The 25,514-nt window shown below is 67.2% G+C and carries 26 protein-coding genes; 20 read left to right on the top strand and 6 right to left on the bottom strand.

The window, feature by feature from the left end; genetic code table 11:
• Positions 1–99: 99 nt before the first annotated feature.
• The 3 genes from ACEU5R_RS03995 to ACEU5R_RS03985 form a co-directional block, all read right to left on the bottom strand.
• A complete protein-coding gene (locus tag ACEU5R_RS03995) occupies positions 100–1,266 on the bottom strand; it encodes an ABC transporter substrate-binding protein (protein WP_103275869.1) in 1,167 nt (388 codons plus the stop codon).
• Positions 1,267–1,334: 68 nt separating this feature from the next.
• Positions 1,335–1,835: a flavin reductase family protein gene (locus ACEU5R_RS03990; RefSeq protein WP_392409163.1), complete on the bottom strand. Its 501-nt coding sequence runs from the start codon at positions 1,833–1,835 to the stop codon at positions 1,335–1,337.
• Between the two features lie 26 nt (positions 1,836–1,861).
• Complete coding sequence (locus ACEU5R_RS03985) at positions 1,862–2,875, bottom strand: LLM class flavin-dependent oxidoreductase (RefSeq protein ID WP_103275871.1); 1,014 nt, start codon at positions 2,873–2,875, stop codon at positions 1,862–1,864.
• Between the two features lie 77 nt (positions 2,876–2,952).
• Here ACEU5R_RS03985 and ACEU5R_RS03980 point away from each other — a divergent pair, with 77 nt between their 5' ends.
• From ACEU5R_RS03980 to secF, 6 genes are all read left to right on the top strand, one after another.
• Entirely contained in the window at positions 2,953–3,762 is an 810-nt protein-coding gene (locus ACEU5R_RS03980) for an IclR family transcriptional regulator (RefSeq protein ID WP_392409162.1), read from the top strand.
• A 203-nt stretch (positions 3,763–3,965) separates the two neighbouring features.
• Positions 3,966–5,030, top strand: a complete 1,065-nt coding sequence (gene queA / locus ACEU5R_RS03975; RefSeq protein ID WP_392409161.1) for a tRNA preQ1(34) S-adenosylmethionine ribosyltransferase-isomerase QueA — start codon at positions 3,966–3,968, stop codon at positions 5,028–5,030.
• Complete coding sequence (tgt, locus tag ACEU5R_RS03970; protein WP_103275874.1) at positions 5,027–6,163, top strand: tRNA guanosine(34) transglycosylase Tgt; 1,137 nt, start codon at positions 5,027–5,029, stop codon at positions 6,161–6,163. The genes queA and tgt overlap by 4 nt, the downstream gene beginning before the upstream one ends.
• Before the next feature lie 225 nt (positions 6,164–6,388).
• Positions 6,389–6,733, top strand: a complete 345-nt coding sequence (gene yajC, locus ACEU5R_RS03965; RefSeq protein WP_103275875.1) for a preprotein translocase subunit YajC — start codon at positions 6,389–6,391, stop codon at positions 6,731–6,733.
• Between the two features lie 106 nt (positions 6,734–6,839).
• Positions 6,840–8,720, top strand: coding sequence for a protein translocase subunit SecD (secD, locus tag ACEU5R_RS03960; protein ID WP_103275876.1), 1,881 nt, complete (start codon positions 6,840–6,842; stop codon positions 8,718–8,720).
• Between the two features lie 51 nt (positions 8,721–8,771).
• Positions 8,772–9,707, top strand: a complete 936-nt coding sequence (gene secF / locus ACEU5R_RS03955; protein ID WP_392409160.1) for a protein translocase subunit SecF — start codon at positions 8,772–8,774, stop codon at positions 9,705–9,707.
• Between the two features lie 47 nt (positions 9,708–9,754).
• Here the strand turns inward: secF and ACEU5R_RS03950 are convergent, their stop codons facing one another.
• Together ACEU5R_RS03950 and ACEU5R_RS03945 are read right to left on the bottom strand one after the other, a co-directional pair.
• On the bottom strand, positions 9,755–10,405 hold the full coding sequence (locus tag ACEU5R_RS03950) for an imm11 family protein (protein ID WP_392409159.1): 651 nt from the start codon (positions 10,403–10,405) through the stop codon (positions 9,755–9,757).
• Between the two features lie 51 nt (positions 10,406–10,456).
• Entirely contained in the window at positions 10,457–11,374 is a 918-nt protein-coding gene (locus ACEU5R_RS03945) for a LysR family transcriptional regulator (RefSeq protein WP_392409158.1), read from the bottom strand.
• Between the two features lie 134 nt (positions 11,375–11,508).
• Between ACEU5R_RS03945 and ACEU5R_RS03940 the strand changes: the two genes are divergently transcribed.
• The 11 genes from ACEU5R_RS03940 (at position 11,509) to ACEU5R_RS03890 (ending at position 21,516) form a co-directional block, all read left to right on the top strand.
• On the top strand, positions 11,509–12,990 hold the full coding sequence (locus ACEU5R_RS03940) for an aldehyde dehydrogenase (protein ID WP_392409157.1): 1,482 nt from the start codon (positions 11,509–11,511) through the stop codon (positions 12,988–12,990).
• 23 nt (positions 12,991–13,013) lie between these two features.
• Complete coding sequence (tcuA, locus tag ACEU5R_RS03935; protein WP_392409156.1) at positions 13,014–14,495, top strand: FAD-dependent tricarballylate dehydrogenase TcuA; 1,482 nt, start codon at positions 13,014–13,016, stop codon at positions 14,493–14,495.
• A 110-nt stretch (positions 14,496–14,605) separates the two neighbouring features.
• Positions 14,606–15,784, top strand: coding sequence for an ABC transporter substrate-binding protein (locus tag ACEU5R_RS03930; RefSeq protein WP_392409155.1), 1,179 nt, complete (start codon positions 14,606–14,608; stop codon positions 15,782–15,784).
• A 23-nt stretch (positions 15,785–15,807) separates the two neighbouring features.
• Complete coding sequence (locus ACEU5R_RS03925) at positions 15,808–16,677, top strand: branched-chain amino acid ABC transporter permease (RefSeq protein ID WP_392409153.1); 870 nt, start codon at positions 15,808–15,810, stop codon at positions 16,675–16,677.
• Positions 16,670–17,620: a branched-chain amino acid ABC transporter permease gene (locus ACEU5R_RS03920; protein ID WP_392409152.1), complete on the top strand. Its 951-nt coding sequence runs from the start codon at positions 16,670–16,672 to the stop codon at positions 17,618–17,620. The genes ACEU5R_RS03925 and ACEU5R_RS03920 overlap by 8 nt, the downstream gene beginning before the upstream one ends.
• Before the next feature lie 4 nt (positions 17,621–17,624).
• Positions 17,625–18,377 (top strand): ABC transporter ATP-binding protein, encoded by a 753-nt coding sequence (locus tag ACEU5R_RS03915; RefSeq protein WP_392409151.1) that lies wholly within the window; start codon positions 17,625–17,627, stop codon positions 18,375–18,377.
• Entirely contained in the window at positions 18,364–19,086 is a 723-nt protein-coding gene (locus ACEU5R_RS03910; RefSeq protein ID WP_392409150.1) for an ABC transporter ATP-binding protein, read from the top strand. The genes ACEU5R_RS03915 and ACEU5R_RS03910 overlap by 14 nt, the downstream gene beginning before the upstream one ends.
• A gap of 211 nt (positions 19,087–19,297) precedes the next feature.
• A complete protein-coding gene (locus tag ACEU5R_RS03905; RefSeq protein ID WP_103275879.1) occupies positions 19,298–19,666 on the top strand; it encodes a type II toxin-antitoxin system RelE/ParE family toxin in 369 nt (122 codons plus the stop codon).
• A complete protein-coding gene (locus ACEU5R_RS03900; protein ID WP_103275880.1) occupies positions 19,663–19,974 on the top strand; it encodes a helix-turn-helix domain-containing protein in 312 nt (103 codons plus the stop codon). The genes ACEU5R_RS03905 and ACEU5R_RS03900 overlap by 4 nt, the downstream gene beginning before the upstream one ends.
• A gap of 85 nt (positions 19,975–20,059) precedes the next feature.
• Positions 20,060–20,737 (top strand): VOC family protein, encoded by a 678-nt coding sequence (locus ACEU5R_RS03895; RefSeq protein WP_392409149.1) that lies wholly within the window; start codon positions 20,060–20,062, stop codon positions 20,735–20,737.
• A 71-nt stretch (positions 20,738–20,808) separates the two neighbouring features.
• On the top strand, positions 20,809–21,516 hold the full coding sequence (locus ACEU5R_RS03890) for an alanyl-tRNA editing protein (protein ID WP_392409148.1): 708 nt from the start codon (positions 20,809–20,811) through the stop codon (positions 21,514–21,516).
• A gap of 60 nt (positions 21,517–21,576) precedes the next feature.
• Here the strand turns inward: ACEU5R_RS03890 and ACEU5R_RS03885 are convergent, their stop codons facing one another.
• Positions 21,577–22,338 carry a phosphatase PAP2 family protein gene (locus ACEU5R_RS03885; protein ID WP_103275883.1) on the bottom strand — a complete coding sequence of 254 codons (762 nt, stop codon included), beginning with the start codon at positions 22,336–22,338 and terminating at the stop codon, positions 21,577–21,579.
• A gap of 166 nt (positions 22,339–22,504) precedes the next feature.
• Here ACEU5R_RS03885 and miaB point away from each other — a divergent pair, with 166 nt between their 5' ends.
• Genes miaB through ybeY form a run of 3 tightly spaced genes read left to right on the top strand, consistent with a single transcriptional unit; the run spans position 22,505 to position 25,426 of the window.
• Entirely contained in the window at positions 22,505–23,941 is a 1,437-nt protein-coding gene (miaB, locus tag ACEU5R_RS03880; RefSeq protein ID WP_392409147.1) for a tRNA (N6-isopentenyl adenosine(37)-C2)-methylthiotransferase MiaB, read from the top strand.
• Positions 23,938–24,963 (top strand): PhoH family protein, encoded by a 1,026-nt coding sequence (locus ACEU5R_RS03875; protein WP_103275885.1) that lies wholly within the window; start codon positions 23,938–23,940, stop codon positions 24,961–24,963. Before miaB ends, ACEU5R_RS03875 begins: the two co-directional genes overlap by 4 nt.
• The gene (gene ybeY, locus ACEU5R_RS03870) at positions 24,953–25,426 is read left to right on the top strand and encodes an rRNA maturation RNase YbeY (protein WP_392409146.1); all 474 of its coding nucleotides are present in this window, start codon (positions 24,953–24,955) and stop codon (positions 25,424–25,426) included. Before ACEU5R_RS03875 ends, ybeY begins: the two co-directional genes overlap by 11 nt.
• Positions 25,427–25,514: the final 88 nt, after the last annotated feature.

Genomic DNA, 25,514 nt, shown 5'->3' with positions numbered 1-25,514 from the left:
ACAAAACCTGGAGCGCTTGCGGGCGCAGGGCGGGGCATGCAAGCGCCCGGCCGGCCCTGGAATCGGCCCGCCGGCTGATCGCCGGCAGCCCTCCTTCCTCTACTGCACGCGCCACTTGCCGCCCGCAACCGTCGCCATGACCAGGGCGCGCTCGTCCAAGCCGTTGTGGTCAGCCGGGCTCATATTGACCACGCCGGTGGCCGTGGGCAGGTTTTTCACATTTTCCAGCGCGTCGCGCAGCGCCGCGCGGAATTCGGGCGTGCCCGGCCTGGCCGCCTTCAGCGCCACGGGCACGGCCTGTTGCAGCAACAGCCCCACGTCCCAGGTGTAGGCGGCGAACAGGGACACGCTGCCCGCGCCATGGACGGCCTCGTACTTGGCTGCGAAGGCCTGGGCGCTGGCCTTGACCGGGTGGCTGTCGGGCAGCAGGCCGGCCACCATCACCGGCCCCACCGGCACCCAGGCGCCCTCGCAGGCCGCGCCGCAGACGCGCAGGAAGTCGTTGTTGGCCACGCCGTGGTTGAAATAGATCTTGCCCGGGTAGCCGCGCTCGCGCAGCGCCCGGGCCGGCATCGCGGCCGGCGTGCCGGACGCCCCCACCACCACCGCGTCCGGCGCCGCCCCGACCAGCTTGAGGGTCTGCGCCACGGCCGAGGTGTCCGTGGGCGCGAAGCTCTCCTTGCCCACCAGCTCGATGCCGTGCTTCTTGGCCGCCTTCTCGACTTCCACCCAGAAAGTCTCGCCCAGCGCGTTGTTGAAGCCGATGAACGCCAGTTTCTTCACGCCCTGGGCGGCGGCATGGCGCGCGATGCCCTCGGCCATCAGCGAATCGGAATGCGGCGTCTTGAACACCCAGCGCCGCTTGTCGTCCATCGGCTCGATCAGGCGGGCCGAGGACGCCAGCGTGATCACCGGGGTGGCGCCCGCGGCCACCGTGTCCAGCATCGCCATCGTATTGGGCGTGGTGCTGGAACCGATGATCAGGTCGACCTTGTTCTCGGAGATCAGCTTGTGCGAATTGCTGACGGCGCGGGTCGGGTCCGAGGCGTCGTCCAGCACCACGTACTCGACCTTCGCCCCGCCGATCTCTGCGGGCAACAGGCTCACGGTGTTGCGTTCGGGAATGCCCAGCGAGGCCTGCGGCCCGGTGGCGGACAAGGTGGCGCCGATCTTCACTTGCGCCTGCGCGGGCGCGGCGCCCCCGGCAAGCAGGCCGGCCGTCAGCGCGAGCGTCAGGGCGGCGTTCAGGGTGCAACGTGGGCTCATACGCGATCTCCTTTGGGGTCGGGGGCTTTGTTTTCGGGATGTGCCGGCCCCCTGCGGCGGGTTAGGGTTCAGGCGGGCATGCCTCCGTGCGTCGAGAACGCGCCGTTGCAGAACACCAGCGCGCCGGCCTCGTCGTCGTACAGGTGCAGGCGCAGGACCTGGCCGATCAGGATGGCGTGGTCGCCGGCGTCCAGCACCTGGCGGGTGGCGCATTCGAAGCGCGCCACGCAGTCGTCGAACACCGGCAGGCCGTCATGGCCCGGATACCAGTCCAGCCCGGCGTAGCGGTCCTCGGCCGTCTGCGCGAACGCCCGCGCCAGATGGCGATGGCTGGCGCCCAGCACATGCACCGCGAAGGCCGGCCGGGCGATGAACTCGGCATGCAGCAGACTGGCGCGGCGCAGGCTCCACAACACCAGCGGCGGATCCAGCGAGACCGAGGCGAAGGAATTCACGGTCATGCCGATCGGCCCCTGCGCGCCCGCGGCAGTCACCACCGTGACGCCGGTGGCGTAGCGGCCCAGCGCCTGACGCATGCGGGCCGGGCTCAGATCCAGGCAGTCGCTCATCGGACGCTCCGTGGCTGACCGCCGGCTCAGGCGGGCTGGGCGGCGGCCGACGCCACGCCGGACAGCGGCATGGCCTCTTCCATCAGCCCGCGCATGGAATCGAGCACTAGGTCCTGGGACAGCAGGCCGAAGTTGTGCAGGCTCATGACGTGGTCCAGCCCCATGTCGGCCAGCCGCGCCAGCTTGTCGGCCACCGTGCGCGGCGAACCGAACAGCGACAGGCCGCTGGCGATGATATCGGCGTAGACCTGCTTGCGCGCGTACAGACGCGTGTCCACGTACAGGTCGAAAGCGCTGGCCGCGCGCTCGCGCGCCAGCGCGTCGGTCGGGGCGACATGGGTGTGCAGCGCCACCGCCGCCATGCCGGACGCGTCTTCGATGCCCGCCTCGGCCAGCCCGCGCCGGTAGTCCTGCATCATCAGGCCGATTTCCTCGAAGCTGTCCACCGCCGCGTAGGGCACGAACAGCATGCGGCGCCCCTGGCGGCCCACGTGATAGGCGGCCTCGCGGCGCAGGATGGCCACGTAGACCGGCACCGGCTGCTGCACCGGCTGCACATTGATCCGCACCTCGCGGATGGTGTTGTGACGGCTTTCGTGCGTGACACGCTCGCCGGCCAGCAGGCGCTCGACCAGCATCAGGTTCTCGTCGAAGCGCTCGCGCTTGATGGCGGGATCGACGTCGTAACCCTCGAATTCATGCTTCAGATAGCCCGAGCCCACGCCCAGCGACAGCCTTCCTTGCGAAAGCTGGTCCACCAGGGCATAGTTTTCCGCCACCGTCAGCGGGTTGTGGAAGGTCAGGATGGAGATCGCCGTGCCCAGGCGCAGCCGGCGCGTCTGCTGCGACAGCGCCGCCAGGAACACGGCCGGATTGGGCACGGCGCCATATTCATGGAAGTGGTGCTCGGCCACCCAGAACGTGTCGTAGCCCAGGCGCTCGGCCTGGCGCGCCTGGTCCAGCACCTGACCGTAGAGTTGCCCCAGGCTGCGCGGCGCCGAGGGGTAATGGTCCTGGACCGAGAAAATGGACATCTTCATGTTTGTCTCCGGATTGTCCGCCGTGACCGGCTGATGTATTTTTTAGTGATACGCGTATTCTAATAAGAGACATTCACATGTCAACAGACAGCAGCACCGGCATCCAGTCCGCGGAAATCGCGCTGGACGTCCTGACCCGCCTGGCCGAGCTGGGCGGCGCGCAATCCGTGTCCGAACTGGGCCGCAGCCTGGACATGCCGCGCGCCAAGGTCCATCGCTACCTGGTCTCGCTGGAACGGCGCGGCTATGTCGAGCAGGACCCCGCCAGCGCCCGCTACCGCCTGGGCCCGCAGGCGCTGCACACCGGGCTGGCCGCCCTGGCCGAGGTCGATTTCGTCAAGCTGGCGGCGGACGGCCTGGACGCGCTGAGCGGCGCCATCGGCCAGACCGTGTTCATATCCATCTGGGGCCAGCACGGCCCCACCATCGTGCAGTGGCGCGACGCGCGCCTGCCCGTGACCGTGAACGTGCGGGTCGGCTCGGTGCTGCCCCTGCTCAACAGCGCCACCGGCCGGGTCTATGCCGCCTGGCTGCCCGAGGACCTGGCCCTGCCCCGCGCCCTGGCCGAATGGGACGCGCAGCTGCGCCAGGGCGCCGACGCGTCCTGGCTGCTGGACGCGGCCAAGCCGCCGGCCGATCCCGCCGCGGCCCTGCGCGCGCACTGGCGCGCCACGCGCGAACGCGGCTACGCCACGGTCAGCGGCCATCTGCTGCACGGCATCGATTCGGTCAGCGTGCCGGTGCGGGACGCCCAGGGCGGCCTGGCGGGCGCGCTCACCAGCCTGGGGCTGCACGGCGGCTTCGACCTGTCGCCCGACGGCGCCCCGGTGCGCGGGCTGCTGGCCACCGCCGCCGACTGCTCGCGCCGGCTGGGCTGGCGGGCCTGAGGGACGGGCGTGATCAGCGCCTCCGACCGACACGCCTGACTGGCGGCCCGGCAGCGGACACCGCCCGCCGGCCGGCCTGCCTTTACAATAGCGAGTTGCCCCAGGCCTGCCCGGTACGACCCGGCCGGCCTTCCCGGCCGATTCCATGACGAACGGCCCCGCCGGCGGCCCGCGCCGCCCGGCCTCTCCTGCCAGATGCCCGCGTGACCCGATCTCTCACCGTTTCCGACTTCGACTACGAGCTGCCGCCCGAGCTCATCGCCCAGACGCCCGCCGCCGAACGCACCGGCAGCCGGCTGCTGCACCTGGATGGGGCCAGCCAGCTGCATGACCGGCGCTTCGCCGACCTGGCCGGCCTGCTGCGGCCCGGCGACCTGCTGGTCTTCAACGACACCCGCGTCATCAAGGCCCGGCTGAACGGCCACAAGACCACCGGCGGCAAGGTCGAGGTGCTGGTCGAGCGCATCACCGAGCCCGACCGCGCCCTGGCCCACGTGCGCGCCAGCAAGTCGCCCGGCCCCGGCATGGGGCTGCGCCTGGCCGACGCCTTCGACGCCGTGGTGCTGGGCCGCGAGGGCGAGCTGTTCGACATCCGCTTTTCCGGTCCGGTGCTGGACCTGCTGGACGCCCACGGCGCCACGCCGCTGCCGCCCTACATCACGCACGAGGCCGACGCCGGCGACGACGCCCGCTACCAGACCGTGTACGCGCGCGAACCCGGCGCCGTCGCGGCGCCCACCGCCGGCCTGCACTTCGATCAGGCCACGCTGGACCAGCTGGACGCCCTGGGCGTGGAGCGCGCCTTCGTCACGCTGCATGTGGGCGCGGGCACCTTCCAGCCGGTGCGGGTCGACAAGCTGGAAGACCACATCATGCACGCCGAATGGTTCACCGTGCCGCAGGCCACCGTCGACGCCATCGCCGCCGCCCGCGCGCGCGGCGGCCGCGTGATCGCTGTCGGCACCACCAGCGTGCGCGCCCTGGAATCGGCCGCCGCGCAGACCGCCGGATCAAACGCGCCGGGCATGCCGCTGGCCGCCGCCCAGGGCGACACACGCCTGTTCATCACGCCGGGCTACCAGTACCGCGTGGTCGACGCCCTGGTCACCAACTTCCACCTGCCCCAGTCGACCCTGCTGATGCTGGTGTCGGCGCTGGCCGGCGTCGAGCCGATCCGCCGCGCCTACGCCCACGCGGTGGCCCAGCGCTACCGCTTCTTCAGCTACGGCGACGCCATGTTCATCGAATCCCCCGCACAACAACCATGACCGGACTGAACTTCGAACTGCTCGCCACCGACGGCGGCGCCCGCCGCGGCCGCATCACGCTGAACCACGGCGTGGTCGAGACGCCCATCTTCATGCCCGTGGGCACCTACGGCAGCGTCAAGGCCATGCTGCCGCACGAGCTGAAGGAAATCGGCTCGCAGATCGTGCTGGGCAACACCTTCCACCTGTGGCTGCGCCCGGGCACGGAAATCATGGAAAAGCATGGCGGCCTGCACGGCTTCATGCAGTGGGACAAGCCCATCCTCACCGACTCGGGCGGCTTCCAGGTGTTCAGCCTGCAGGGCATGCGCAAGATCACCGAGGAAGGCGTCAAGTTCGCCTCGCCGATCGATGGCGCACGCCTGTTCCTGACGCCCGAGGAATCGATGCGCATCCAGCGCTCGCTGAATTCGGACATCGTAATGGTGTTCGACGAATGCACGCCCTACGAGATCGACGGCCGTCCGGCCACGGTCGAGGAAGCGGCCCGCTCGATGCGCATGTCGCTGCGCTGGGCGCGGCGCTCGCGCGACGAGTTCGACCGCCTGGGCAATCCCAACGCGCTGTTCGGCATCGTCCAGGGCGGCATGTACGAATCGCTGCGCGACGAATCGCTGGCCGGGCTGCAGGACATCGGCTTCCACGGCTACGCCATCGGCGGCCTGTCGGTGGGCGAGCCCAAGGAAGACATGATGCGCATCCTGGCGCACGTCACACCCAAGCTGCCGGCGCAGGCGCCGCGCTACCTGATGGGCGTGGGCACGCCGGAAGACCTGGTCGAGGGCGTGTCGCGGGGCGTGGACATGTTCGACTGCGTCATGCCGACCCGCAACGCGCGCAACGGCTGGCTGTTCACCCGTTTCGGCGACGTCAAGATCCGCAACGCCAAGTACCGCGACGACACCCGTCCGCTGGACCCCAGCTGCGCCTGCCACACCTGCTCGAATTTCTCGCGCGCCTACCTGCATCATCTGCAGCGCGCCAACGAGATCACTGGCGCGCGCCTGAATACGCTGCACAACCTGCACTTCTATTTGACTATCATGAAGGAAATGCGCGAGGCGATCGCCGAAGGCCGATTCGACGCCTGGCGCGCCCGGTTCGCCGCCGACCGCGCCCGCGGCGTGGACTAGCGCCCGCACGGGCCGCGGGCCGCCTCTCATGGAAAACCCGGAACCCCGCCCTGCCCGGCGGGCCGGGGCAGCCTCCGACACGGGAGCGCGCGCAGAACCTAGATACAATAGTCGGCTTGCCCTGTCCAAGGCTCGCGCGGGGACAGCGCATGCGGCGCAGCCTCGAAGCGCGCCGGCAACCAAGAACTCAACAAACCCTAAAGACCAAACACGCAGGAGAATTCCATGTCCGCTATCGATACCGCCAGCCTCGTCATGGCCCAGGCCGCAGCGCCCGAGGGCGGCGCGCTCATGGGCATGCTGCCCATCATTCTGATGTTCGTGATCCTCTATTTCCTGATGATCCGTCCCCAGATGAAGCGCCAGAAGGAGCACCGCAATCTGATCGCCGCCCTGGCCAAGGGCGACGAAGTCGTCACCGCCGGCGGCATGCTGGGCAAGGTCACCAAGGTCAACGACAGCTACGTCACCGTCGAAGTCTCGGAACTGGCCGAGAAGCCCGTCGAGATCATCATGCAGAAGTCCTCGGTCTCGGCCGTGCTGCCCAAGGGAACCATCAAGGCCCTGTAAGAGTCACATGGTGCTGCGCCGGGCCGGCAGGTCCGGCCGCCACGCCAGACTCCGCCCGGCGCCCGCGCCGGGCGGCCCCTTTCACCCTGACATGAAGTAGCCGGCAATGAACCGCTATCCCCTCTGGAAATACATAACGGTCCTGGTGGCGGTCGTCATAGGCCTGCTGTATACGCTTCCCAATTTCTACGGCGAATCGCCTGCCGTCCAGGTTTCCAGCGCCAAGGCCACCGTCAAGGTCGAGCCGGCCATGCTGAGCCGGGTCGAGCAGATCCTGACCGACGCCAAGATCCCCAACGAAGGGGTCTATTTCGAACAGAACGGCACGCTCGGCACCGTGCGCGCCCGCTTCACCTCGACCGACCTGCAGCTGCAGGCGCGCGACCTGATCGACAAATCCCTGAACACCGTCTCCGGCGACCCGCAGTACACCGTGGCGCTGAACCTGCTGCCCGCCTCGCCGCCCTGGATGCGCGCGCTGGGCTGGTTCGCCCCCAAGCCCATGTACCTGGGCCTGGACCTGCGCGGCGGCGTGCACTTCCTGCTGCAGGTGGACATGCAGGGCGCCCTGACCGCCCGCTATGACTCGCTGGCCGCCGACGTGCGCTCGGTGCTGCGCGACCAGAAGGTCAACGTGGCCGGCGTGGAACGCTCCGGCATGGCCGTGGCCGCCACCTTCAACGACACGCAGGACCGCGACCGCGCCATCTCGACGCTGCGTAGCCGCCTGCCCGACCTGGAATTCACCGAGCGCGAGGAAAACGGCAAGCAGCTGCTGATCGGCGCGCTGAACCCGGCCGCCGTCACCCGCGTGCAGGATTCCGCGCTCAAGCAGAACATCAACACCCTGCACAACCGCATCAACGAGCTGGGCGTGGCCGAACCGGTCATCCAGCAGCAGGGCAACGATCGCATCGTGGTGCAGCTGCCCGGCGTGCAGGACGTGGCCAAGGCCAAGGAACTGCTGGGCCGCACCGCCACCCTTGAAATCCGCATGGTCGACGATTCCCCCGCCGCGCAGGCCGCGCTGCTGGGCGGTTCCGTGCCGTTCGGCCTGGAACGCTACAACGACCGTGACGGCCGCGGCATCCTGGTCCGCCGCCAGGTCATCCTGACCGGCGAGAACCTGCAGGACGCCCAGCCCGGCCGCGACTCGCAGACCCAGCAGGCCGCCGTGCACCTGACGCTGGACGCCAAGGGCGCCCGCATCTTCCGCGACGTCACCCGCGACAACATCAACAAGCGCATGGCCATCCTGCTGTTCGAGAACGGCAAGGGCGAAGTGGTCACCGCGCCGGTCATCCGCGGCGAGATCGCCGGCGGCCAGGTGCAGATCTCGGGCAGCATGTCGTCCGAGGAAGCCGCCGACACCGCCCTGCTGCTGCGCGCAGGCGCGCTGGCCGCGCCGATGTCCATCATCGAGGAACGCACCATCGGCCCCAGCCTGGGCGCCGACAACATCGCCAAGGGCTTCTACTCGACGCTGTACGGCTTCCTGGCGATCGCCGCGTTCATCATCCTGTACTACCACCTGTTCGGCGTGTTCTCGACCATCGGCCTGACTTTCAACGTGCTGCTGCTGCTGGCCCTGCTGTCCATGCTGCAGGCCACGCTGACCCTGCCGGGCATCGCGGCCATCGCGCTGACGCTGGGCATGGCGATCGACTCGAACGTGCTGATCAACGAGCGCATCCGGGAAGAACTGCGCGCCGGCGCCAGTCCGCAACAGGCCATTCACCATGGCTTCGAGCGCGCCTGGGGCACCATCCTGGACTCCAACCTGACCACCCTGATCGTGGGCCTGGCGCTGCTGGCCTTCGGCTCGGGTCCGATCCGGGGCTTCGCCGTGGTGCACTGCCTGGGCATCCTGACCTCGATGTTCTCGTCGGTCGTGGGCGTGCGCGCGCTGGCCAACCTCTGGTACGGCCGCAAGAAGAAGCTCACCTCGATCTCCATCGGCGAGGTCTGGAAACCCAAGACGAACTGAACAGCGCGGGCGGCCCCGGCCGCCCGCCACAGATAGAGCCCAAGGCCAACCATGGAATTCTTCCGGATCCACCGCACCATCCCGTTCATGCGCCACGCACTGGTGCTGAACGTCATCAGCCTCGTCACCTTCCTGGCGGCTGTCTTCTTCATCGCCACCCGCGGCTTCCACCTGTCGATCGAATTCACCGGCGGCACGGTCATGGAAGTCAGCTACAACCAGACCGCGCAGCTGGAAAGCGTGCGCGGCGTAGTCTCCAAGCTGGGCTACAGCGACTTCCAGGTGCAGAACTTCGGCACCTCGCGCGACGTGATGATCCGCCTGCCCCTGCAGGAAGGCCAGACGTCCGCCACGCAGAGCGAAACCGTCATGTCCGCGCTCAAGGCGGCCGACGCCGGCGTCGAGCTGCGCCGGGTCGAGTTCGTCGGCCCGCAGGTCGGCCAGGAACTGCTGCACAACGGCCTCATGGCCCTGCTGGTCGTGGTGCTGGGCATCGTGATCTACCTGGGCTTCCGCTTCGAATGGAAGTTCGCCGTCGCCGGCGTGATCGCCAACCTGCACGACGTGGTGATCATCCTGGGCTTCTTCGCCTTCTTCCAGTGGGAATTCTCGCTCTCGGTGCTGGCCGGCGTGCTGGCGGTGCTGGGCTACTCGGTGAACGAATCCGTGGTCATCATGGACCGGATCCGCGAGAACTTCCGCAAGTACCGCAAGGCGGACGTGCAGGAAGTCATCAACAGCGCCATCACCCAGACCATCTCGCGGACCATCATCACCCACGGTTCCACGCAGATGATGGTGCTGGCCATGCTGTTCTTCGGCGGCCCCACCCTGCACTACTTCGCCATGGCCCTGACCATCGGCATCTGGTTCGGCATCTACTCGTCGGTGTTCGTCGCCGCCGCACTGGCCATGTGGATGGGCGTCAAGCGCGAAGACCTGGTCAAGCCGGTCAAGAAGGAAGGCGAGGAAGGCGAAGTCGCCTGATCGCGTCGTCCGTTCGCATAAGAACCCGCCCTCGTGGCGGGTTTTTTTTAGAGCTCCGCTACGTCACGCAGCCGGACACCGGTCAACTTCGCCGCAACCAGGGCATCGGACATCACCCGATCGCAGACAGGAGAAGCGCCCAAGCGCTCCTGGCGAAAGATGTGGGCATTTGCCACGGCGTCTGCCTTGAAGATCAGACTGGCTCCACCCACCACGCTGTACAGCTTGACGTCCTGGCCAGTCTGGTGATCGTGGTCAAGCTTGATCTTCACCCGCGATCGGGCTTCGTCCAGAGCATTCAGCGTGCGCAGCACATTGCAGAGGTAGTACTGCGGACCGGGGGAGCCGTCGGCAAGGGTGAAGTCGCATGAGACAAATGCGAATGCTTCGGGGTCTACACGCAGGAATACCTGTCTGAGTGCCTCGGAGACCACCCAGATGCCTGCCAGCGCTTCAAAGTCGCGCGGCAGTCCCCCTTTCTCCGGCACGTGCACCAGATGTGGCCGCTCGGGGTACTGGTCGGGTTCGCCAGTCGGTCGCTCGACAATATTCATGCCGGGGTGGATCAATGCGTCTTCGTTCGCGAACTCCAGCCCCGAAATCTCACCATTGCCCCTGAGGCCTGGATCAACGAGAAAGAACCTGCCCTTGCGGGACTCGGTCTCAACTGAAACGGGAATGCCGGTCTGCTCGTTCATGGATTTCCAAAATGGATACAGGGTAAAGAAGTTCCCGTGGGCGGGCATCTTCTATCGCCGGGATGCCGTGTGTTCAAGCAGGAATCGCTGCGCCAGCCCCTCCACCCAGTCTCGAAACGCGATGACCACCGGCGAATCCTTCTTGTACTCGGGATACACCACGCAATAGCGCTTGGCGTGCTTGACCGCGATATCGAAGGGGATGGCGAGATCGCCGCTCTTGAGCTCGCGATCAACATAGAAACGCGGCACCAGGCCCACGCCCAGCCCCGCGCAGGCCGCTTCGATGACCATCGAATACAGTTCGAAGCGCATGCCCCGCAGGGCGCGATCATCGCGCACGCCGGCGGTCTCGAACCAGCGCCGCCACACATCGTTCTTGCCGGCCTTATGCAACAGCGTGAAGCGCGCGAGATCGCCCGGTTCCCTCAACTGTTCCAGCGCGTGATGCCGCGGACTCAGCACCGGCACGACCTCCTCGTCGAAGAGTTCAAGCTTGACAACACCCGTCCAGGCGGGATGGTCGAAATGCAGCGCGGCATCGAAATGCGTGCCGCGAAAAAGAAAGGGCTCGGGCTTCTCGCTGAAATTGATGGTGATATCGGGATGCAGCGCACGAAATTCGTGCAGGCGCGGCAACAGCCAGCGGCTGGAAAAGGTCGGAATGACCGCCAGTTCCAGGATGCCGCCCACCCCGCGATTGGCCATCAATGTCTGGGTATGCAGCTCGATTTCCTCGAGATGCGGCGCGATGCGGTTGGCGTAATAGCGTCCGGCATCGTTCAACACGACCTGCCGCCCCACCCGGGTGAACAACCTGGCGTCCAGATAGGTTTCCAGGGCCGCGATCTGCCGGCTGACCGCGCTTTCCGACAGGCAAAGCTCGTCGGCCGCCCGGGCGAAATTCTCGTGCCGAGCGGCGGCTTCGAAGATGGACAGCGCCACGGTGCTGGGGATCTTGCGCCGCATGAGGGTTCTCCTCCCGAGCCTGATCGATGACGAAACCGCATCTATTGCTGATGAATCATCAGTTCCGCCCTTGTAATGACCTGATCATAATCGACGAACCAATTCGATAAACGCAATTGAAAAGGGCCAGGGCAATGGAGCACTTCAGACTTTTCATCAATAACGAATGGGTGGACGCGGCGGCAGGCGAGTCCTTCGAAACAGAGGACCCGTTCACCGGTAAACCCTGGGCGAGCGTACCGCGCGGCCGTGCCGCGGACGTGGATCGCGCTGTGGCCGCCGCCAAGGCGGCCTTCGAAGGCGGTCCCTGGGCACGGATGTCGGCCAGCGACCGGGGACGATTGATCTACAAACTGGGCGAGAGGGTCGAGCGCGACGCGCAGCGCCTGGCCGAAGTCGAGAGCCAAGACAACGGCAAGCTGATGAGCGAGGTGCTCGGCCAGGTGAAGTATTGCGCCAAGTACTTCTACTACTACGGCGGCCTGGCGGACAAGATTCAGGGACATGTCGTGCCGATGGACAAGCCCGGCGTGTTCAATACCGTGCGCTACGAGCCCATCGGCGTGGTCGCCAGCATCACGCCCTGGAATTCGTCGCTACTGCTGACGGCCTGGAAACTGGGGCCGGCGCTATGCGCGGGCAACACCATCGTCTGCAAGCCTTCGGAATTCACGCCGACATCCCTCCTGATACTGGCGGAAATGGCCGCCGAGGTCGGTTTTCCTCCGGGCGTGATCAATGTGCTGACCGGATACGGGGCCGAAGTCGGCGAGCCGCTGATCCGCCACCCGGACGTGGGCCGGGTGGCTTTCACCGGCGGCGACGCGGCGGGCCGGCGGGTCTATGCGGCGGCGGCCGAAGGCCTGAAACGGGTTTCGCTGGAACTCGGCGGAAAATCACCCAATATTGTCTTCGACGATGCCGATTTCGAACGCGCCGCGAATGGGGTCATCACCGGTATTTTTTCGGCGGGAGGCCAAACCTGCATGGCAGGCTCGCGACTGTTGCTGCAGGAATCGATCCATGACGAATTCCTCGCGCGGATCGAGCAGATCACCCGCTCGGCCAGGATCGGCGATCCCCGGAAAGCCGATACGCAGATCGGCCCGGTAGCCACTCGCCCGCAGTATGAAAAAGTGCTTCAGTACATCGATATCGCCAGGCAGGAAGGCGCGCGCTGCGTCACCGGGGGCCGCGCATTGTCCGGCGCGGACTATGGCGCCGGACAATTCGTCGAGCCCACCATCTTCGCGGATGTGACGAACGATATGCGTATCGCGCAGGAGGAGGTGTTTGGCCCTGTGCTGGCCGTTCTGAAATTCAAGGACGAAGAGGATGCCATCCGCATCGGCAACGACATCCGCTTCGGCCTGGCCGCCGGGGTCTGGACCAAAAGCCTGCATCGCGCCACGTTGATGTCGGAAAAGTTGCGGGCGGGCACGGTGTGGGTCAACAACTACCGGTCCACCAGTTACATGACGCCTTTTGGCGGATTCAAGGACAGTGGCCTGGGACGGGAAGGCGGCTTCGAATCGGTAAAGGAATACATGGAGGTCAAGAGCGTGTGGATGTCCTCCGATCTGGACATGCCGAATCCCTTCGTGCGCAGATACTGATCGCCGCGCGGCCAGGAGTGGACATGAGCGAGACAAACAACATGAACAACACCCGCGAATACGACGTGGTGGTGGTGGGTTGCGGCATCGCCGGGTTGAGCGCCGCGGTTGCAGCGATCCAGGCTGGCGCGCGCGTCGCCGTCCTGGAACGCGCCCCGAGGGAAGACCGGGGCGGCAATACGCGCTGGACCGAAGCCATGATGCGCATGAAGAGCGAAGCCGAGGTCGCCGACGATTTCGAATCGCACTTCGCCGAGAACGCGGGCCATTATCTGGATCCCGAGCTTGTATCCGAGGCCGCCGGCGCCTATGAGAACTGGTCATCCATCGTCAAGGTACTGGGTTTCGCCGACCCCGAACTGATCTCGACCTTCGCCGACAACGCCGGCAAGGCCATCGCCTGGCTCAAGACGTTCGGCGTGCGCTTCGATTTCCTGCCAGGCTATTTCATCACGACCTGCACCAGCCGCATGGGCCCGGTGGGCGGCGGGCTTGCGCTGATCGAGGCGCTGGCCGCCTGGGCGGAAAAGAACGGGGCGGACTTCCACTACCGCTGCACGGCGCGCGAGTTCCTGCGCGACGAGGATGGCGCCATTGCCGGCGTGCAGGCGACCGGCCCGGATGCGCGCCGCCTCGCACTGCGCGCTCCGGCCACCGTGCTGGCCTGCGGCGGCTTCGAAGGCAATCCCGAAATGCTGACGCAATATCTCGGACCACGCGCGCGCTACCTGCGCCCTGTCGCACGCGGCGGCTACTACAACAAAGGCGAGGGCCTGCGCATGGCCCTGGCTGCGGGCGCCGCGCCTTCCGGGGACTTCGGCCAGTTCCATGCCGAACCGCTCGATCCGCGTTCGGGCGCGCCCGAACCCATCGTCCTGGTCTTCAATTACGGCGTGCTGGTCAACCAGCGAGGCGAACGCTTCATCGACGAAGCGCCGGCAACGGTGGACGCCACCTACGAGTCCATCACGCGCGTGATCCACGATCAGCCTGACGGCATCGCCTGGGCCGTGTTCGACGCCCGCATCGACGATGTTCCCAACTGGCGCAGCAGCGTGCGCTCGGACCAGCCGCCGATCCGCGCCAACAGCGTGACCGAACTGGCTGCGGCCCTGCGGATAGACGCCGCCCGGCTGCGAGCGACCCTGGACGCCTATAACGGCGCCTGTGGCGCCGGCGAGTTCGATCCATTGAAAACCGACGGCCTGGCGACGCGGGACGGCTACCTGCCGCGCAAATCAAACTGGGCGCGCCCCATCGACCACGCACCCTACATGGCCTACCCGATCATCTGCGGCAACTGTTTCACCTTCGGCGGCCTGAAGGTGAATACCCGCGCCCAGGTGCTCAATACCGATGGCGACCCCATCCCCGGCCTGTATGCCGCCGGCGAGACGGTAGGCCTGTACTACGGAACCTACACCGGCGCCACATCCGTGCTGCGCGGCGCCGTCTTCGGACGCCTGTCGGGCACGGAGGCCGCGGGGCTCGCCCGGCAGCGCTGAGGATACGCGCCCGGCGCCATGCCATGCGCGAAAAGCCGCGGGCGTTCCCTGACGGAACGGCCAGACGAAGCAGCAACCAGGAAGACTCAGTCATCCACAAGGAGACAATCATGCCAGGCCACTCTCTGCTCCGTCTGCTGACGACATCAGCGCTCGCCCTCTCGCCCCTGGCCGGCCACGCGGCCGATACGCCCGGGATCACCCAGGACACCATACGCATCGGCATGTTCGGCCCCCTGACCGGACCCACCGCCGTGGGATCGCTGCCGCTGCTGGGTGCAACGGCGATCTACCAACATGTCAACGACAGCGGTGGCATCAACGGCCGCAAGATCGTGGTGACCGTCGAGGACGATGCCTGCGATCCCACCAAGACCATCGCGGCCACGAAGAAGCTGATCGCGCAGGACAAGGTCTTCATGATCCATGGAGGCTGGTGCAGCGGCACCGTCATGGCGATCAAGCCGGAATTGAAGAACAACCCGGGGGTTCCCTTCATGGTGCTGGGCGCAGCCAGCACGGCCATCTCGTCGCCGTTCCAGGCCAATATTTTCCATCCGATCGCAACCACGGCCACGGTGGCCAGCGCCATGGTGGATTTCGCGCTGAGCAAGCCGGACGCCCGGCGCGTGGCCATCATCAGCCACTCGGATGAATGGGGGAAATCCCATATCGAGCCCGCCATCGCGGCCTTGAAAGCCAAGGGCCTGACGCCTGTCGAGACGGTGTACCTGGAACGCGGCGGCACCGACGCCACGTCGCAGCTGTTGCGCCTGCGAGCCGCCAGGCCGGACGCCGTGCTGGCCATCCTGTATCCGCCCGAGCTGACGATCTACCTGCGCGACGCCCACAAATACGGCATCAAGGCGCCGACCATCGCGACGCAGGGCGTGTCGCTGGAAGACATGGTCAAGCGGGTCGGCAATCCGGCGGCGACGCGCGAGCTGTATGTGTTCTATCCGCTTTCGGCGACGCTGGACGCGCCGGCGTTCAAGAAGTGGGAGGATATCTATACGGCCGCTCACCCGAAGGATCCGGTGGAGACCTTGAGCTTCATGGGCATGACGGGCGCGCTGGCGATCGTGCAGGCGCTGAAGAACGCCGGTCCCGACCTGAGGCGCGAGACATTCATGGCCGAACTGGACAAGCTGCGGGACTTCGATCCCGGCATCCAGTCCGGACCGTTGACATTCACGCCGCAAGACCATGCCGGCATCAAGCAGGGCAAGATGATCTACATGAAGGATGGCAAGCCCGCGATCATCTCAGCCTATCCATCGGCGCGTTGAACGCAAGCGGACGGTTGACCATCATGCTCGCACAACTGATCGTCAGCGGCATCGCGGTGGGTTGCGTCTACGCGCTGATCGCCCTGGGAATGACCATTCTTTTCCGCTCCACCACCATCGTCAACTTCTGCCACGGCGAATTCTTCATGCTGGGAGCCTTCGCGGTGCTGGTCCCCTTGCAAACCCTGGGCTGGAGCTATGGCTGGAGCCTGCTGTTCTCCTTGTGCCTGCTGTTCGCGGCGGGCATGGCCGTGGAAAGAGGCCTGATGCGGCCGCTGCGACACGCGCCGCATATCAGCCTGGCCATGATGACGGTGGCCTTGTCCTACCTGTTCAAGGGCATCGCGCGATTCTTCTACGGCCGGGAAGTCGTCGCGCTGCCCCCGCTGATGGCCGGCGACCCGATGTTCTTCGGCGATGTCGTGTTGACGCCGCAAGACATGCTGATCATGGGCGTCGTGCTGGTCATTGTGGCGGCAGCCTTCGCCTTTTTCCAGAAAACCGAACTCGGCAAGGTGGTGGAAGCCGCGTCCGAGACGCCGCGCGGCGCGTCCCTGTCCGGGATCAACGTGCCCTTGCTGCGCAACCTGATGTGGGGCGCGGGCGCCACGATGGGCGCGCTGGCGGGCATACTCATCGCCCCCAATACGCTGGTCTATCCGGACATGGGCGGACATATGCTGGTGCGGGGTTTCGCGGCCATGACGCTGGGGGGATTCGGCTCGCTGCCCGGCGCGGTCCTGGGCGGGATCACCCTGGGCGTGATGGAAAACCTGGCGGGCGGCTATCTGTCCAGCGCACTGGTCGAGATCGCCGCCTACCTGGTCATCATCACTGTCCTGCTGATCCGTCCGCAGGGGCTGCTGGGAAACTGGAGGCGCGACCGTGGCTGAGCGATACCGGAAATACGCGCTGCACTGGCTGGCCGCGTCCTTGCTGCTGGCCCTGCCGCTGGCAATGAACAACTATGTACAGTTCGTGGTCAACACCATGCTGGTGTACAGCCTGGCGGCCGTTGGCTTCAATGTGGTGATCGGCTACCTGGGCCAGCTGGCCTTCGCCAATGCCGCCTTCTTCGGCATCGGCGCCTACACCGCGGGCCTCTTGATGACGCACCTGCAGCTGCCGTACCCGCTGGCCCTGGCCGCCTGCGCCGCCATGGGCGGGCTGGCGGGCGCCTTGGTGGGCCTGCCAGCCCTGCGGGTGCGCGGATACTATCTGGCGATCATCACGCTGGCCTTTGGCGAATTGATGCGCTGGATCTACGTACATGCCGACGGCATTACCCATGGCGCCAGCGGTTTCAACGTGCCCCGGGTCTCGCTGTTCGGCCACGACCTGGACGAGACCGGAAAATACTACGTCTTCCTGCTCGTCGTGGCACTGGGCCTGGGCGCGACCCGTCGTCTGATGCAGTCTCGCATTGGCCGCGCTTTTGTCGCCGTGCGCAACAACGAGGCGGCGGCCGCGTCCGCCGGCGTGGCGGTCGTGCGCGCCAAGGTCTTGGCCTTCGCCTGGAGCGGCCTGATCGTCGGCCTGGCGGGCGGACTGTATGCCCTGCTCAACGGCAGGGTCTCGCCCGATACCTTCGGCCTGTCGCAGATGTTGATGCATTTCGCCATCGTCATGATCGGCGGGCTGGGCAGCCTGACCGGCTCGGTCATCGGCGCCGTTCTGCTGACCGGCGCGCCGGAGCTGCTGCGCAATTTCCCCGGGCTGGAGGAAATCGTGTTCAGTCTCTTGCTCATGGCCGTGCTGTTCATCATGCCGCGCGGCATCGGCGGGCTGATCGCCGACCGCGTTCCGGGCGCGCGCGAGCGCCTGTATCGGGAGTAGCGCCATGCTGCATGTCGAGAACATGACCGTCCGCTTCGGCGGCCTGACCGCGGTCAGCGATCTGTCGTTCCAGGTGCGGCAGGGCGAGATCTTCACCATGATGGGACCCAACGGCGCGGGCAAGACGACGGCATTCAACGCCATCACCGGCTTTGTGCGGCCGAGCGACGGAAAGGTCTCGTACAAGGGCCAGTCCCTGCTGAACCGCTCGCCCGATGAGATCGCCGGCCAGGGCATCCGGCGCACGTTCCAGAACAACGGCATTCTGCGCGAAATGACGGTGCTGGAAAATGTGCTGGCCGGCCTGGAGCTCGCCATTCCGCATGCTTTCTGGCGCACGGTCCTGGGCGCGCCATCGGCTCGGCGCGCGGAACGCGAGGCGGTGGCGCGGTCGCGGGCCATCCTGGCGCGACTGGGCATCGCGGAAATGGCCGACCGCAACGCCGGCGACCTGTCATTCGGACAGCAGCGCCTGGTGGAGATCGCCCGCGCCCTGGTGGCCGACGCGCAGCTCATCATGCTGGACGAGCCCGCGGTCGGCCTGTCGCCCGGCGACCGCCAGCAGCTCGGCCTCGTCCTGCGCGACGTGGCGGCGAACGGTATCGCCATCGTGCTGGTGGAACATGTCCAGGACCTGGTCATGGCGGTATCCGATCGGATCCTGGTCCTGAACTACGGCAAATGCCTGGCCGAAGGCAAGCCCGACGCCGTGCGCAAGGACAAAGCGGTGCTGGAGGCCTATCTTGGTCAAGAGTGACATCCTGCTTGAAGTCAGCGGCCTGCGCGTGCGGCACGGCCGGGTTCCCGCGTTGTCGGACATCGATATCGAATTGCGCAAGGGCGAAGCGGTGGGCCTGCTGGGCGCCAATGGCGCAGGCAAGACGACACTGCTCAATGCCCTGTCGGGCTTCCTGCCGCACGAGAGCGGCAAGGTGATCCTGTTCGGCGAAACGCTGCGGCCGGGCGCGCCGCACCGGGTCGCCCGCGCCGGCCTGCTGCAGATTTCGCAGGACCGCGACCTGTTCCCGGACCTGAGCGTGCGAGACAACCTGCGCCTGGGATGCCTGGCGCGCGCGAAGGCGCGCTACGCGCGCAACCTGGACCGGGTCTTCGGTTATTTCCCCCGCCTGAAAGAACGCATCGATCAGCGCGCCTGCACCATGTCCGGCGGCGAACAGCAGATGCTGGCCATCGGCCGCGCGCTGATGGCGGAACCGCGCGTGATCCTGCTGGACGAGCCCTCGGCCGGCCTGTCTCCGCTGTTCGTGCAGGAGATCGGCGCCATGATGCAAGCCTTGAAGCGCGAGGGCGAAGTGGCGCTGGTCCTGGTCGAGCAGAATCTGCGCCTGGCGGCCAGGGTGGTGGACCGCTACTACATGCTGCGCGCCGGACAGGTGGTTGCGCAAGGCGTCGCCGCCGGCTTGGCGCGCGACCAGGAGCATCTGGCGCGGGAGTATTACCTCTAGCGTCGCAGCCTGCTGGGCGCGATACCGCCCACGGGCTGGCCAACACGGCCTGCCCGCCATGCCCGCTCGCGGGTCCACGGCATGGCCGCTCCCCATGGCGTGGACTGTTTCATCCCTTCGGCTTGTACGGATAGCCCGGCCTCTCGCCCAGGAAATACCTTGTGATATCGGAATCATGCTACTTGATTTCTATATCTGAACAGGTATATTGATGGAAATTGACCTACCCAAACCGCTGTACTGGACAGGAAGCGCCAAGAAGGATTTCAAGGCATTCCCGCTTGCCGTCCAAAGGAACATGGGCATGTGGCTCTACGTCGTGCAGCTGGGCCGCATGCCCTACGCCGCCAACCCGTGGAAAGGGTTGGGGCCGGGCGTCCACGAACTGGTGGACGACCACCTCGGCAACACGTATCGCGCGGTCTACGTGGTGCGCCTGGGCGATGCCGTGCATGTGCTGCACGCGTTCCAGAAGAAGTCCAAGACGGGTATTGCCACGCCCAAGCCTGAAATCTCGCTGATCGAAAGGCGCCTGAAGCAGGTCCTGGCCTCGTATACATCCAACCGGAGCAAACCATGACATCCCACACCGGCACCGCCAACGTCCTGTACGACCTGGGATTCGAAGACGCGGCCGACCTCACCGCCAAGGTCCAGCTGGCGGTCAAGATCAACGACCTGATAGACCGGCGCGGCCTGACCCAGGTGGAAACGTCCGCCTTGACCGGCATGTCCCAGCCCAAGGTCTCGCAGATCCGCCGCTACAAGCTGCTGAACATCTCGCTGGAACGGCTCATGCTGGCCCTGGTTTCCCTGGACCAGCGCGTGGAGATCCGGGTCCGCCGCGCGCGCCGCTCCGACCCTGCCGGAATCAGCGTCGTCGCCTGACGGGCGCGTGCGCCGCCACTGTACCGCCGCGCGCCGCTCCGCTGTACCGGGCCGAACCCCGCCGGCATTCGCTACCATAGCCCCCATGAAACTCGTCATCGATCACATCGTCGTCGCCGCCCCGGACCTGGACAGCGGCGCCCGCCATGTCGCCAGCCTGCTGGGCGTGGAGCCCGCGCGCGGCGGCGCGCATCCCCGCATGGGCACGCACAACCGCGTGCTGGGCATGGCGGGCGGCATGTACCTGGACGTCATCGCCATCGATCCCGACGCCGCCGCGCCGGAACGGCCGCGCTGGTTCGGCCTGGACGAGCCGGCCATGCGCGAACGGCTGCGCGGCGGCCCGTTCCTGGCGCACTGGGCGGCGCGCGTCGCGCTGCCGGACGACCTGAGTGCGTGGCAGGCGCGTCACCCCGAGCGCATCGCGCCCGCCATTCCCATGACCCGCGGCGAACTGCGCTGGCGCCTCACCGTGCCGGACGACGGCAGCCTGCCGGCCTGGCGCGAGGCGGGCCAGAGCGCCGGCGACGGCCTGCTGCCGACACTGATCCAATGGGACGTGCCGGCCCATCCCGGCATCAGCCTGCCGGACAGCGGCCTGACGCTGCTGCGCCTGAGCGGCAGCCATCCGCGCGCGGCGCTACTGCGCCAAGGGCTGGACTGGCTGGGCGCGGACGGCCTGATCGACATCGAACAGGCCGACGGCCCGCCGCGCCTGAGCGCGAGCGTCGCCACCGCCAGCGGCGCAAGAACGCTGGCCTGAGCCGGCCCGCGCGCGGCCCTTCACGGCTGCCCGCCGGCCGGCCCGAACCCATCACACACCGAGGAGACCCCATGACACATACCCGCAAGCGGTTCGACGAAGACCCCTATCTGGCCCGCTGCGAAGCCACCGTGATCGCCGTCCATCCGGAAGGCATCGAGCTGGACGAGACGGTCTGCTATGCGCGCAGCGGCGGACAGGCCGGCGACACCGGCCTGGTGACGCTATCTGACGGCCGCAAGCTGGCCTTGACGGACACCATCTACGCCGACGACCGCCGGCGCATCCTGCACGTACTGGAAGAAGGCGCCACGCCACGGGTCGGCGATCGCATCGCCGTGGAACTGGACTGGCCGCGCCGGCATCGCCTGATGCGCCTGCACACCTGTCTGCACCTGCTGGGCGCGCTGGTGCCGGCGCCCGTGACCGGCTGCAGCATTTCCCCCGATTCGGCGCGCATCGACTTCGACCTGCCCGAATCCACGCTCGACAAGGACGATCTGACCGCCCGCCTGAATGCGCTGATCGAGGCCGGCACGCCCGTCACCGTCAACAGCATCTCGCCCGAGGAGCTGGCGGCGCAGCCCGACCTGGTGCGCACCATCGGCGCGGCGCCGCCGGCCGCCGAGCGGATCCGCATCATCGAGATCCCGGGCGTGGACCGCCAGCCCTGTGGCGGCACCCATGTCGCCAACACCAGCGAGATCGGCCCGGTGGCGGTGGTCAAGATCGAAAAGAAGAGCCGCAGCAACCGGCGCGTGGCGATCCAGTTCCGCTGACGCGCCCGCGCGTGGCGGCTGCGCTCATCCAGCGCGCGGCCGCGCGCTGGCCCTGACGTCTCAGCCGCGCCGCCACCACCGCCACGGCATGCGCAGCGGCCACTGGTACTTGCTGCCCAGCACGCGCGGCGCCAACCCGTGCGCCACGGCGAAGGCGATGCCGGCGGCGGTCATCACGTCGGACAGGTAGTGGTCCAGGTTGACCAGGCGGCTGACGGCGACCAGCGCGGCCAGCGACAGGAAGGCCCAGCGCCAGCGCGGCGCCAGGATGCCCAGCACCACGGCCACGGAAAACGCCGCGTAGGTGTGGCTGGACGGAAAGGAATTGAACAGCTGCGCGCGCGAGAAGGTCTCGCCCATGCCGTAGATGCCCTGCTCGAAATACAGCTCGGGCCGGGCGCGCGCCACCCCGCGCTTCAACACCAGCACAACCAGGCCGCCCACGGCCATGGTGGACAGCAGCAGCAGGCTGCCGCGCGTCATGCTCTCGTAGCGCATGCGCAGCGGATGGGGCCAGCCGCGAGCGGCGCCCAGCAGACCGACGATATAGAACGCCAGGCCGACGACGATGTACTTGCCGCTGTCGCCCAGGTAGCCGATCCAGGCGAACGAGGTGTCAACATCCGCGCTCACATGCCCGCGCAACCAGACGGCCAGCGGCAGATCGAGCCACAACGCGCTGACGCCCGCCAGCAGGGCCAGGACCGCCCCCGCCGCCAGCCAGCGGAGCGACGAAAACGGGCTGCGCATCGAGTCGTATGCCGATCCCCGCCCGGTGGCGGCGGGAACGGCGGCGGGCGTCGGTAGCGGATTGGAAGTCATGCGCGCCCTGCTGAAACGAGAAACATTATTGGGATGGCCGTTTTTGGAGAGCGACTATCGTAACGGCGGCGGGCGGCGACTCCAAGAAGCAATTGGGCGCAAGAGGTAAAATTCCCGGTTTCTCCCACAGCAGCCCCCGGGATCTACACCCGTCACGGCGACCATCATGCAAGAAACCACCCTCAAGCGCGCGGACGCCGCGCACGACGGCGCCAATGCCGCCCTCCCGCCCGCCCCCGCTGCCGGCACTCCCCGCAAGCTCTATATCCGCACCTTCGGCTGCCAGATGAACGAGTACGACTCGGACAAGATGGCCGATGTGCTGCGCGGCGACCAGGAACTGGAACTGACTGAGAACCCGGAAGAAGCCGACGTCATCCTGTTCAACACCTGTTCGGTGCGCGAGAAGGCCCAGGAAAAGGTCTTTTCCGACCTGGGCCGGGTGCAGCACCTGAAGAAGCTCAACCCCAATCTGGTGATCGGCGTGGGCGGCTGCGTGGCCAGCCAGGAAGGCGAGGCCATCGTCAAGCGCGCGCCCTATGTCGACGTGGTGTTCGGCCCGCAGACGCTGCACCGCCTGCCCGACCTGATCGAGCGCCGCCGCGCCGAGGGCCGCTCGCAGGTGGACATCAGCTTCCCCGAAATCGAGAAATTCGACGCCATGCCGCCGCCGCGCGTGGACGGCGCCACCGCCTTTGTCTCCATCATGGAAGGCTGTAGCAAGTATTGCAGCTTCTGCGTGGTGCCCTACACGCGCGGCGAGGAAGTCTCGCGCCCGTTCGACGACGTGCTGATGGAAGTGGCCGACCTGGCCGACCAGGGCGTCAAGGAAGTGACGCTGCTGGGCCAGAACGTCAACGCCTACCGGGGCGCCATGGGCGACAGCGGCGAGATCGCCGACTTCGCCATGTTGCTGGAGTACGTGCACGAGATTCCCGGCATCGAGCGCATCCGCTACACCACCTCGCACCCCAAGGAAATGACCCAGCGCATGATGGACGCCTACGCGCGCCTGCCCAAGCTGGTGTCCTTCCTGCACCTGCCGGTGCAGGCCGGCAGCGACCGCGTGCTGGCCGCCATGAAGCGCGGCTACACCACGCTGGAGTTCAAGTCCGTGGTGCGCCGCCTGCGCGCCGCCCGGCCGAACCTGACGCTGTCGTCCGACTTCATCGTCGGCTTCCCCGGCGAGACCGAGGAAGACTTCGAAAAGACCATGAAGCTGATCGAGGACGTGGGCTTCGACACGTCCTTCTCCTTCGTCTACTCGCGCCGTCCCGGCACGCCGGCGGCCGACCTGAGCGACGACACGCCGCAGGACGTCAAGCTGCGCCGGCTGCAGCGCCTGCAGGCGCTGATCAACGAGCAGGCCGCCGCCATCGCCCGCGGCATGATCGGCACGCGCCAGCGCCTGCTGGTGGAAGGCCCGTCGCGGCGCGATCCCAACGAGCTCATGGGCCGCACCGAGAACAACCGCATCGTCAACTTCGCCGCACCCGCGCGGCTCATCGGCCAGATGGTCGACGTCATCATCACCGACGCGCACACCAATTCGCTGCGCGCCCGGGTCGCCGACGTGGACCGCGACGCCCAAGGGACCGAATGACCCAAGCCCGCTCACGCGCCCGGCGCAGCATGCCCACCGTCGTCAACCTGGACGGCGACAACACCCACCTGGCCAATCTCTGCGGCCCCCTGGACGAAAACCTGCGGCAGCTGGCCGACGGCATGAGCGTCAAGCTCTCGCGCCGCGGCAGCCGCGTCACCATCGAGGGCGAAACCGCCGAGCTGGCCGGCCGCGTCCTGCGCCGCTTCCACGAACAGGCCGTGCACCGCGCCCTGACGGTGGACGACATCCAGCTGGGCCTGGTGGAAATCGGCGTCGGCCGCCAGGACGAGAAACTGCGCGAGGAACCGGCGCAGGACGCCACCGAGCTGCCGTCGCTGGACGACGAGAGCGACGGCATCGCGCTGCGCACCCGCCGCAGCGACCTGCGCCCGCGCACCGCGCGCCAACGCGACTACCTGAACAACATCCTCAAGCACGACATCACCTTCGGCGTGGGTCCGGCCGGCACCGGCAAGACCTGGCTGGCGGTGGCCTGCGCCATCGACGCCATGGAGCGCGACACGGTGCAGCGGCTGGTGCTGACGCGCCCCGCGGTCGAGGCCGGCGAGCGCCTGGGCTTCCTGCCCGGCGACCTGGCCCAGAAGGTGGATCCATACCTGCGCCCGCTGTACGACGCGCTCTACGACCTGATGGGCTTCGACAAGGTGCAGCGCCTGTTCGAGAAGCAGACCATCGAGATCGCGCCCCTGGCCTACATGCGCGGCCGCACGCTGAACCACGCCTTCATCATCCTGGACGAGGCCCAGAACACCACGCCCGAACAGATGAAGATGTTCCTGACCCGCATCGGCTTCGGCAGCAAGGCGGTCATCACCGGCGATCCGTCGCAGGTGGACCTGCCGCGCGGCCAGGACAGCGGCCTGGCCCACGCGGTCAAGGTGCTGCACGACGTGCAGGGCATCGCCACCACCCGCTTCACCAGCCGCGACGTCGTGCGCCACCCGCTGGTGGCCCGCATCGTGGACGCCTACGACCGTGCCGCAGAACATGACGCCTGACCTGTCCCTTTCCGTCCAGTACGCGGCCGACGAGCCGCGCCTGCCGCGCTGGCGCCTGCGCCGCTGGGCCGAGCGCGCGCTGGCGGCGGCGGCCGAAGACGGCCTGGTCGACTTCAGCGCCGCCGAACTGAGCCTGCGCCTGGTCGGCGCGGCCGAGGGCAAGCGCCTGAACCGCGATTTCCGCGGCCGCGACTACGCCACCAACGTGCTGACCTTCGAATACGGGGTCGACCCGCTGGGCGTGGCCCGGGGCGATATCGTGATCTGCGTGCCGGTGCTGGCGCGCGAGGCGCGCGAGCAGCGCAAGGACTTCCTGCACCACGCCGCCCACCTGACCCTGCACGGCGTACTGCACGCGCTCGGCTACGACCACGTCAAGGCCCGCGACGCCAAGCGCATGGAAGCGCTGGAAACCGCCACGCTGGCGGGCATGGGCATCATGGATCCCTATCAGGCGGACTGACGCCCGCCCCGCCCGCCGCCCGCGCCGGATCATCCTGGCCGGGCGTCTACGGGTCAACCCTGAAATATCGCTGCAAATAACCGCTGGC

The organism is Achromobacter sp. 413638, assembly GCF_043119405.1.
Classification (GTDB): Bacteria; Pseudomonadota; Gammaproteobacteria; order Burkholderiales; family Burkholderiaceae_B; genus Achromobacter.
Note: the sequence above shows the minus strand (reverse complement) of the source record. Positions and strands in the feature narration are given on the sequence as shown.

Bases quoted from the DNA above. Each gene is read 5' to 3' on its own strand.
- ybeY (WP_392409146.1), top strand. From the start codon at position 24,953: ATGACGCCTGACCTGTCCCTTTCCGTCCAGTACGCGGCCGACGAGCCG.
- tcuA (WP_392409156.1), top strand. From the start codon at position 13,014: ATGAGCGAGACAAACAACATGAACAACACCCGCGAATACGACGTGGTG.
- ACEU5R_RS03945 (WP_392409158.1), bottom strand. From the start codon at position 11,374: ATGCGGCGCAAGATCCCCAGCACCGTGGCGCTGTCCATCTTCGAAGCC.
- ACEU5R_RS03985 (WP_103275871.1), bottom strand. From the start codon at position 2,875: ATGAAGATGTCCATTTTCTCGGTCCAGGACCATTACCCCTCGGCGCCG.
- yajC (WP_103275875.1), top strand. From the start codon at position 6,389: ATGTCCGCTATCGATACCGCCAGCCTCGTCATGGCCCAGGCCGCAGCG.
- miaB (WP_392409147.1), top strand. From the start codon at position 22,505: ATGCAAGAAACCACCCTCAAGCGCGCGGACGCCGCGCACGACGGCGCC.
- ACEU5R_RS03875 (WP_103275885.1), top strand. From the start codon at position 23,938: ATGACCCAAGCCCGCTCACGCGCCCGGCGCAGCATGCCCACCGTCGTC.
- tgt (WP_103275874.1), top strand. From the start codon at position 5,027: ATGACCGGACTGAACTTCGAACTGCTCGCCACCGACGGCGGCGCCCGC.
- ACEU5R_RS03900 (WP_103275880.1), top strand. From the start codon at position 19,663: ATGACATCCCACACCGGCACCGCCAACGTCCTGTACGACCTGGGATTC.
- ACEU5R_RS03925 (WP_392409153.1), top strand. From the start codon at position 15,808: ATGCTCGCACAACTGATCGTCAGCGGCATCGCGGTGGGTTGCGTCTAC.
- secF (WP_392409160.1), top strand. From the start codon at position 8,772: ATGGAATTCTTCCGGATCCACCGCACCATCCCGTTCATGCGCCACGCA.
- ACEU5R_RS03990 (WP_392409163.1), bottom strand. From the start codon at position 1,835: ATGAGCGACTGCCTGGATCTGAGCCCGGCCCGCATGCGTCAGGCGCTG.
- ACEU5R_RS03885 (WP_103275883.1), bottom strand. From the start codon at position 22,338: ATGACTTCCAATCCGCTACCGACGCCCGCCGCCGTTCCCGCCGCCACC.
- ACEU5R_RS03950 (WP_392409159.1), bottom strand. From the start codon at position 10,405: ATGAACGAGCAGACCGGCATTCCCGTTTCAGTTGAGACCGAGTCCCGC.
- ACEU5R_RS03980 (WP_392409162.1), top strand. From the start codon at position 2,953: ATGTCAACAGACAGCAGCACCGGCATCCAGTCCGCGGAAATCGCGCTG.
- ACEU5R_RS03895 (WP_392409149.1), top strand. From the start codon at position 20,060: ATGAAACTCGTCATCGATCACATCGTCGTCGCCGCCCCGGACCTGGAC.
- ACEU5R_RS03940 (WP_392409157.1), top strand. From the start codon at position 11,509: ATGGAGCACTTCAGACTTTTCATCAATAACGAATGGGTGGACGCGGCG.
- secD (WP_103275876.1), top strand. From the start codon at position 6,840: ATGAACCGCTATCCCCTCTGGAAATACATAACGGTCCTGGTGGCGGTC.
- ACEU5R_RS03905 (WP_103275879.1), top strand. From the start codon at position 19,298: ATGGAAATTGACCTACCCAAACCGCTGTACTGGACAGGAAGCGCCAAG.
- ACEU5R_RS03995 (WP_103275869.1), bottom strand. From the start codon at position 1,266: ATGAGCCCACGTTGCACCCTGAACGCCGCCCTGACGCTCGCGCTGACG.
- ACEU5R_RS03890 (WP_392409148.1), top strand. From the start codon at position 20,809: ATGACACATACCCGCAAGCGGTTCGACGAAGACCCCTATCTGGCCCGC.
- ACEU5R_RS03930 (WP_392409155.1), top strand. From the start codon at position 14,606: ATGCCAGGCCACTCTCTGCTCCGTCTGCTGACGACATCAGCGCTCGCC.
- ACEU5R_RS03915 (WP_392409151.1), top strand. From the start codon at position 17,625: ATGCTGCATGTCGAGAACATGACCGTCCGCTTCGGCGGCCTGACCGCG.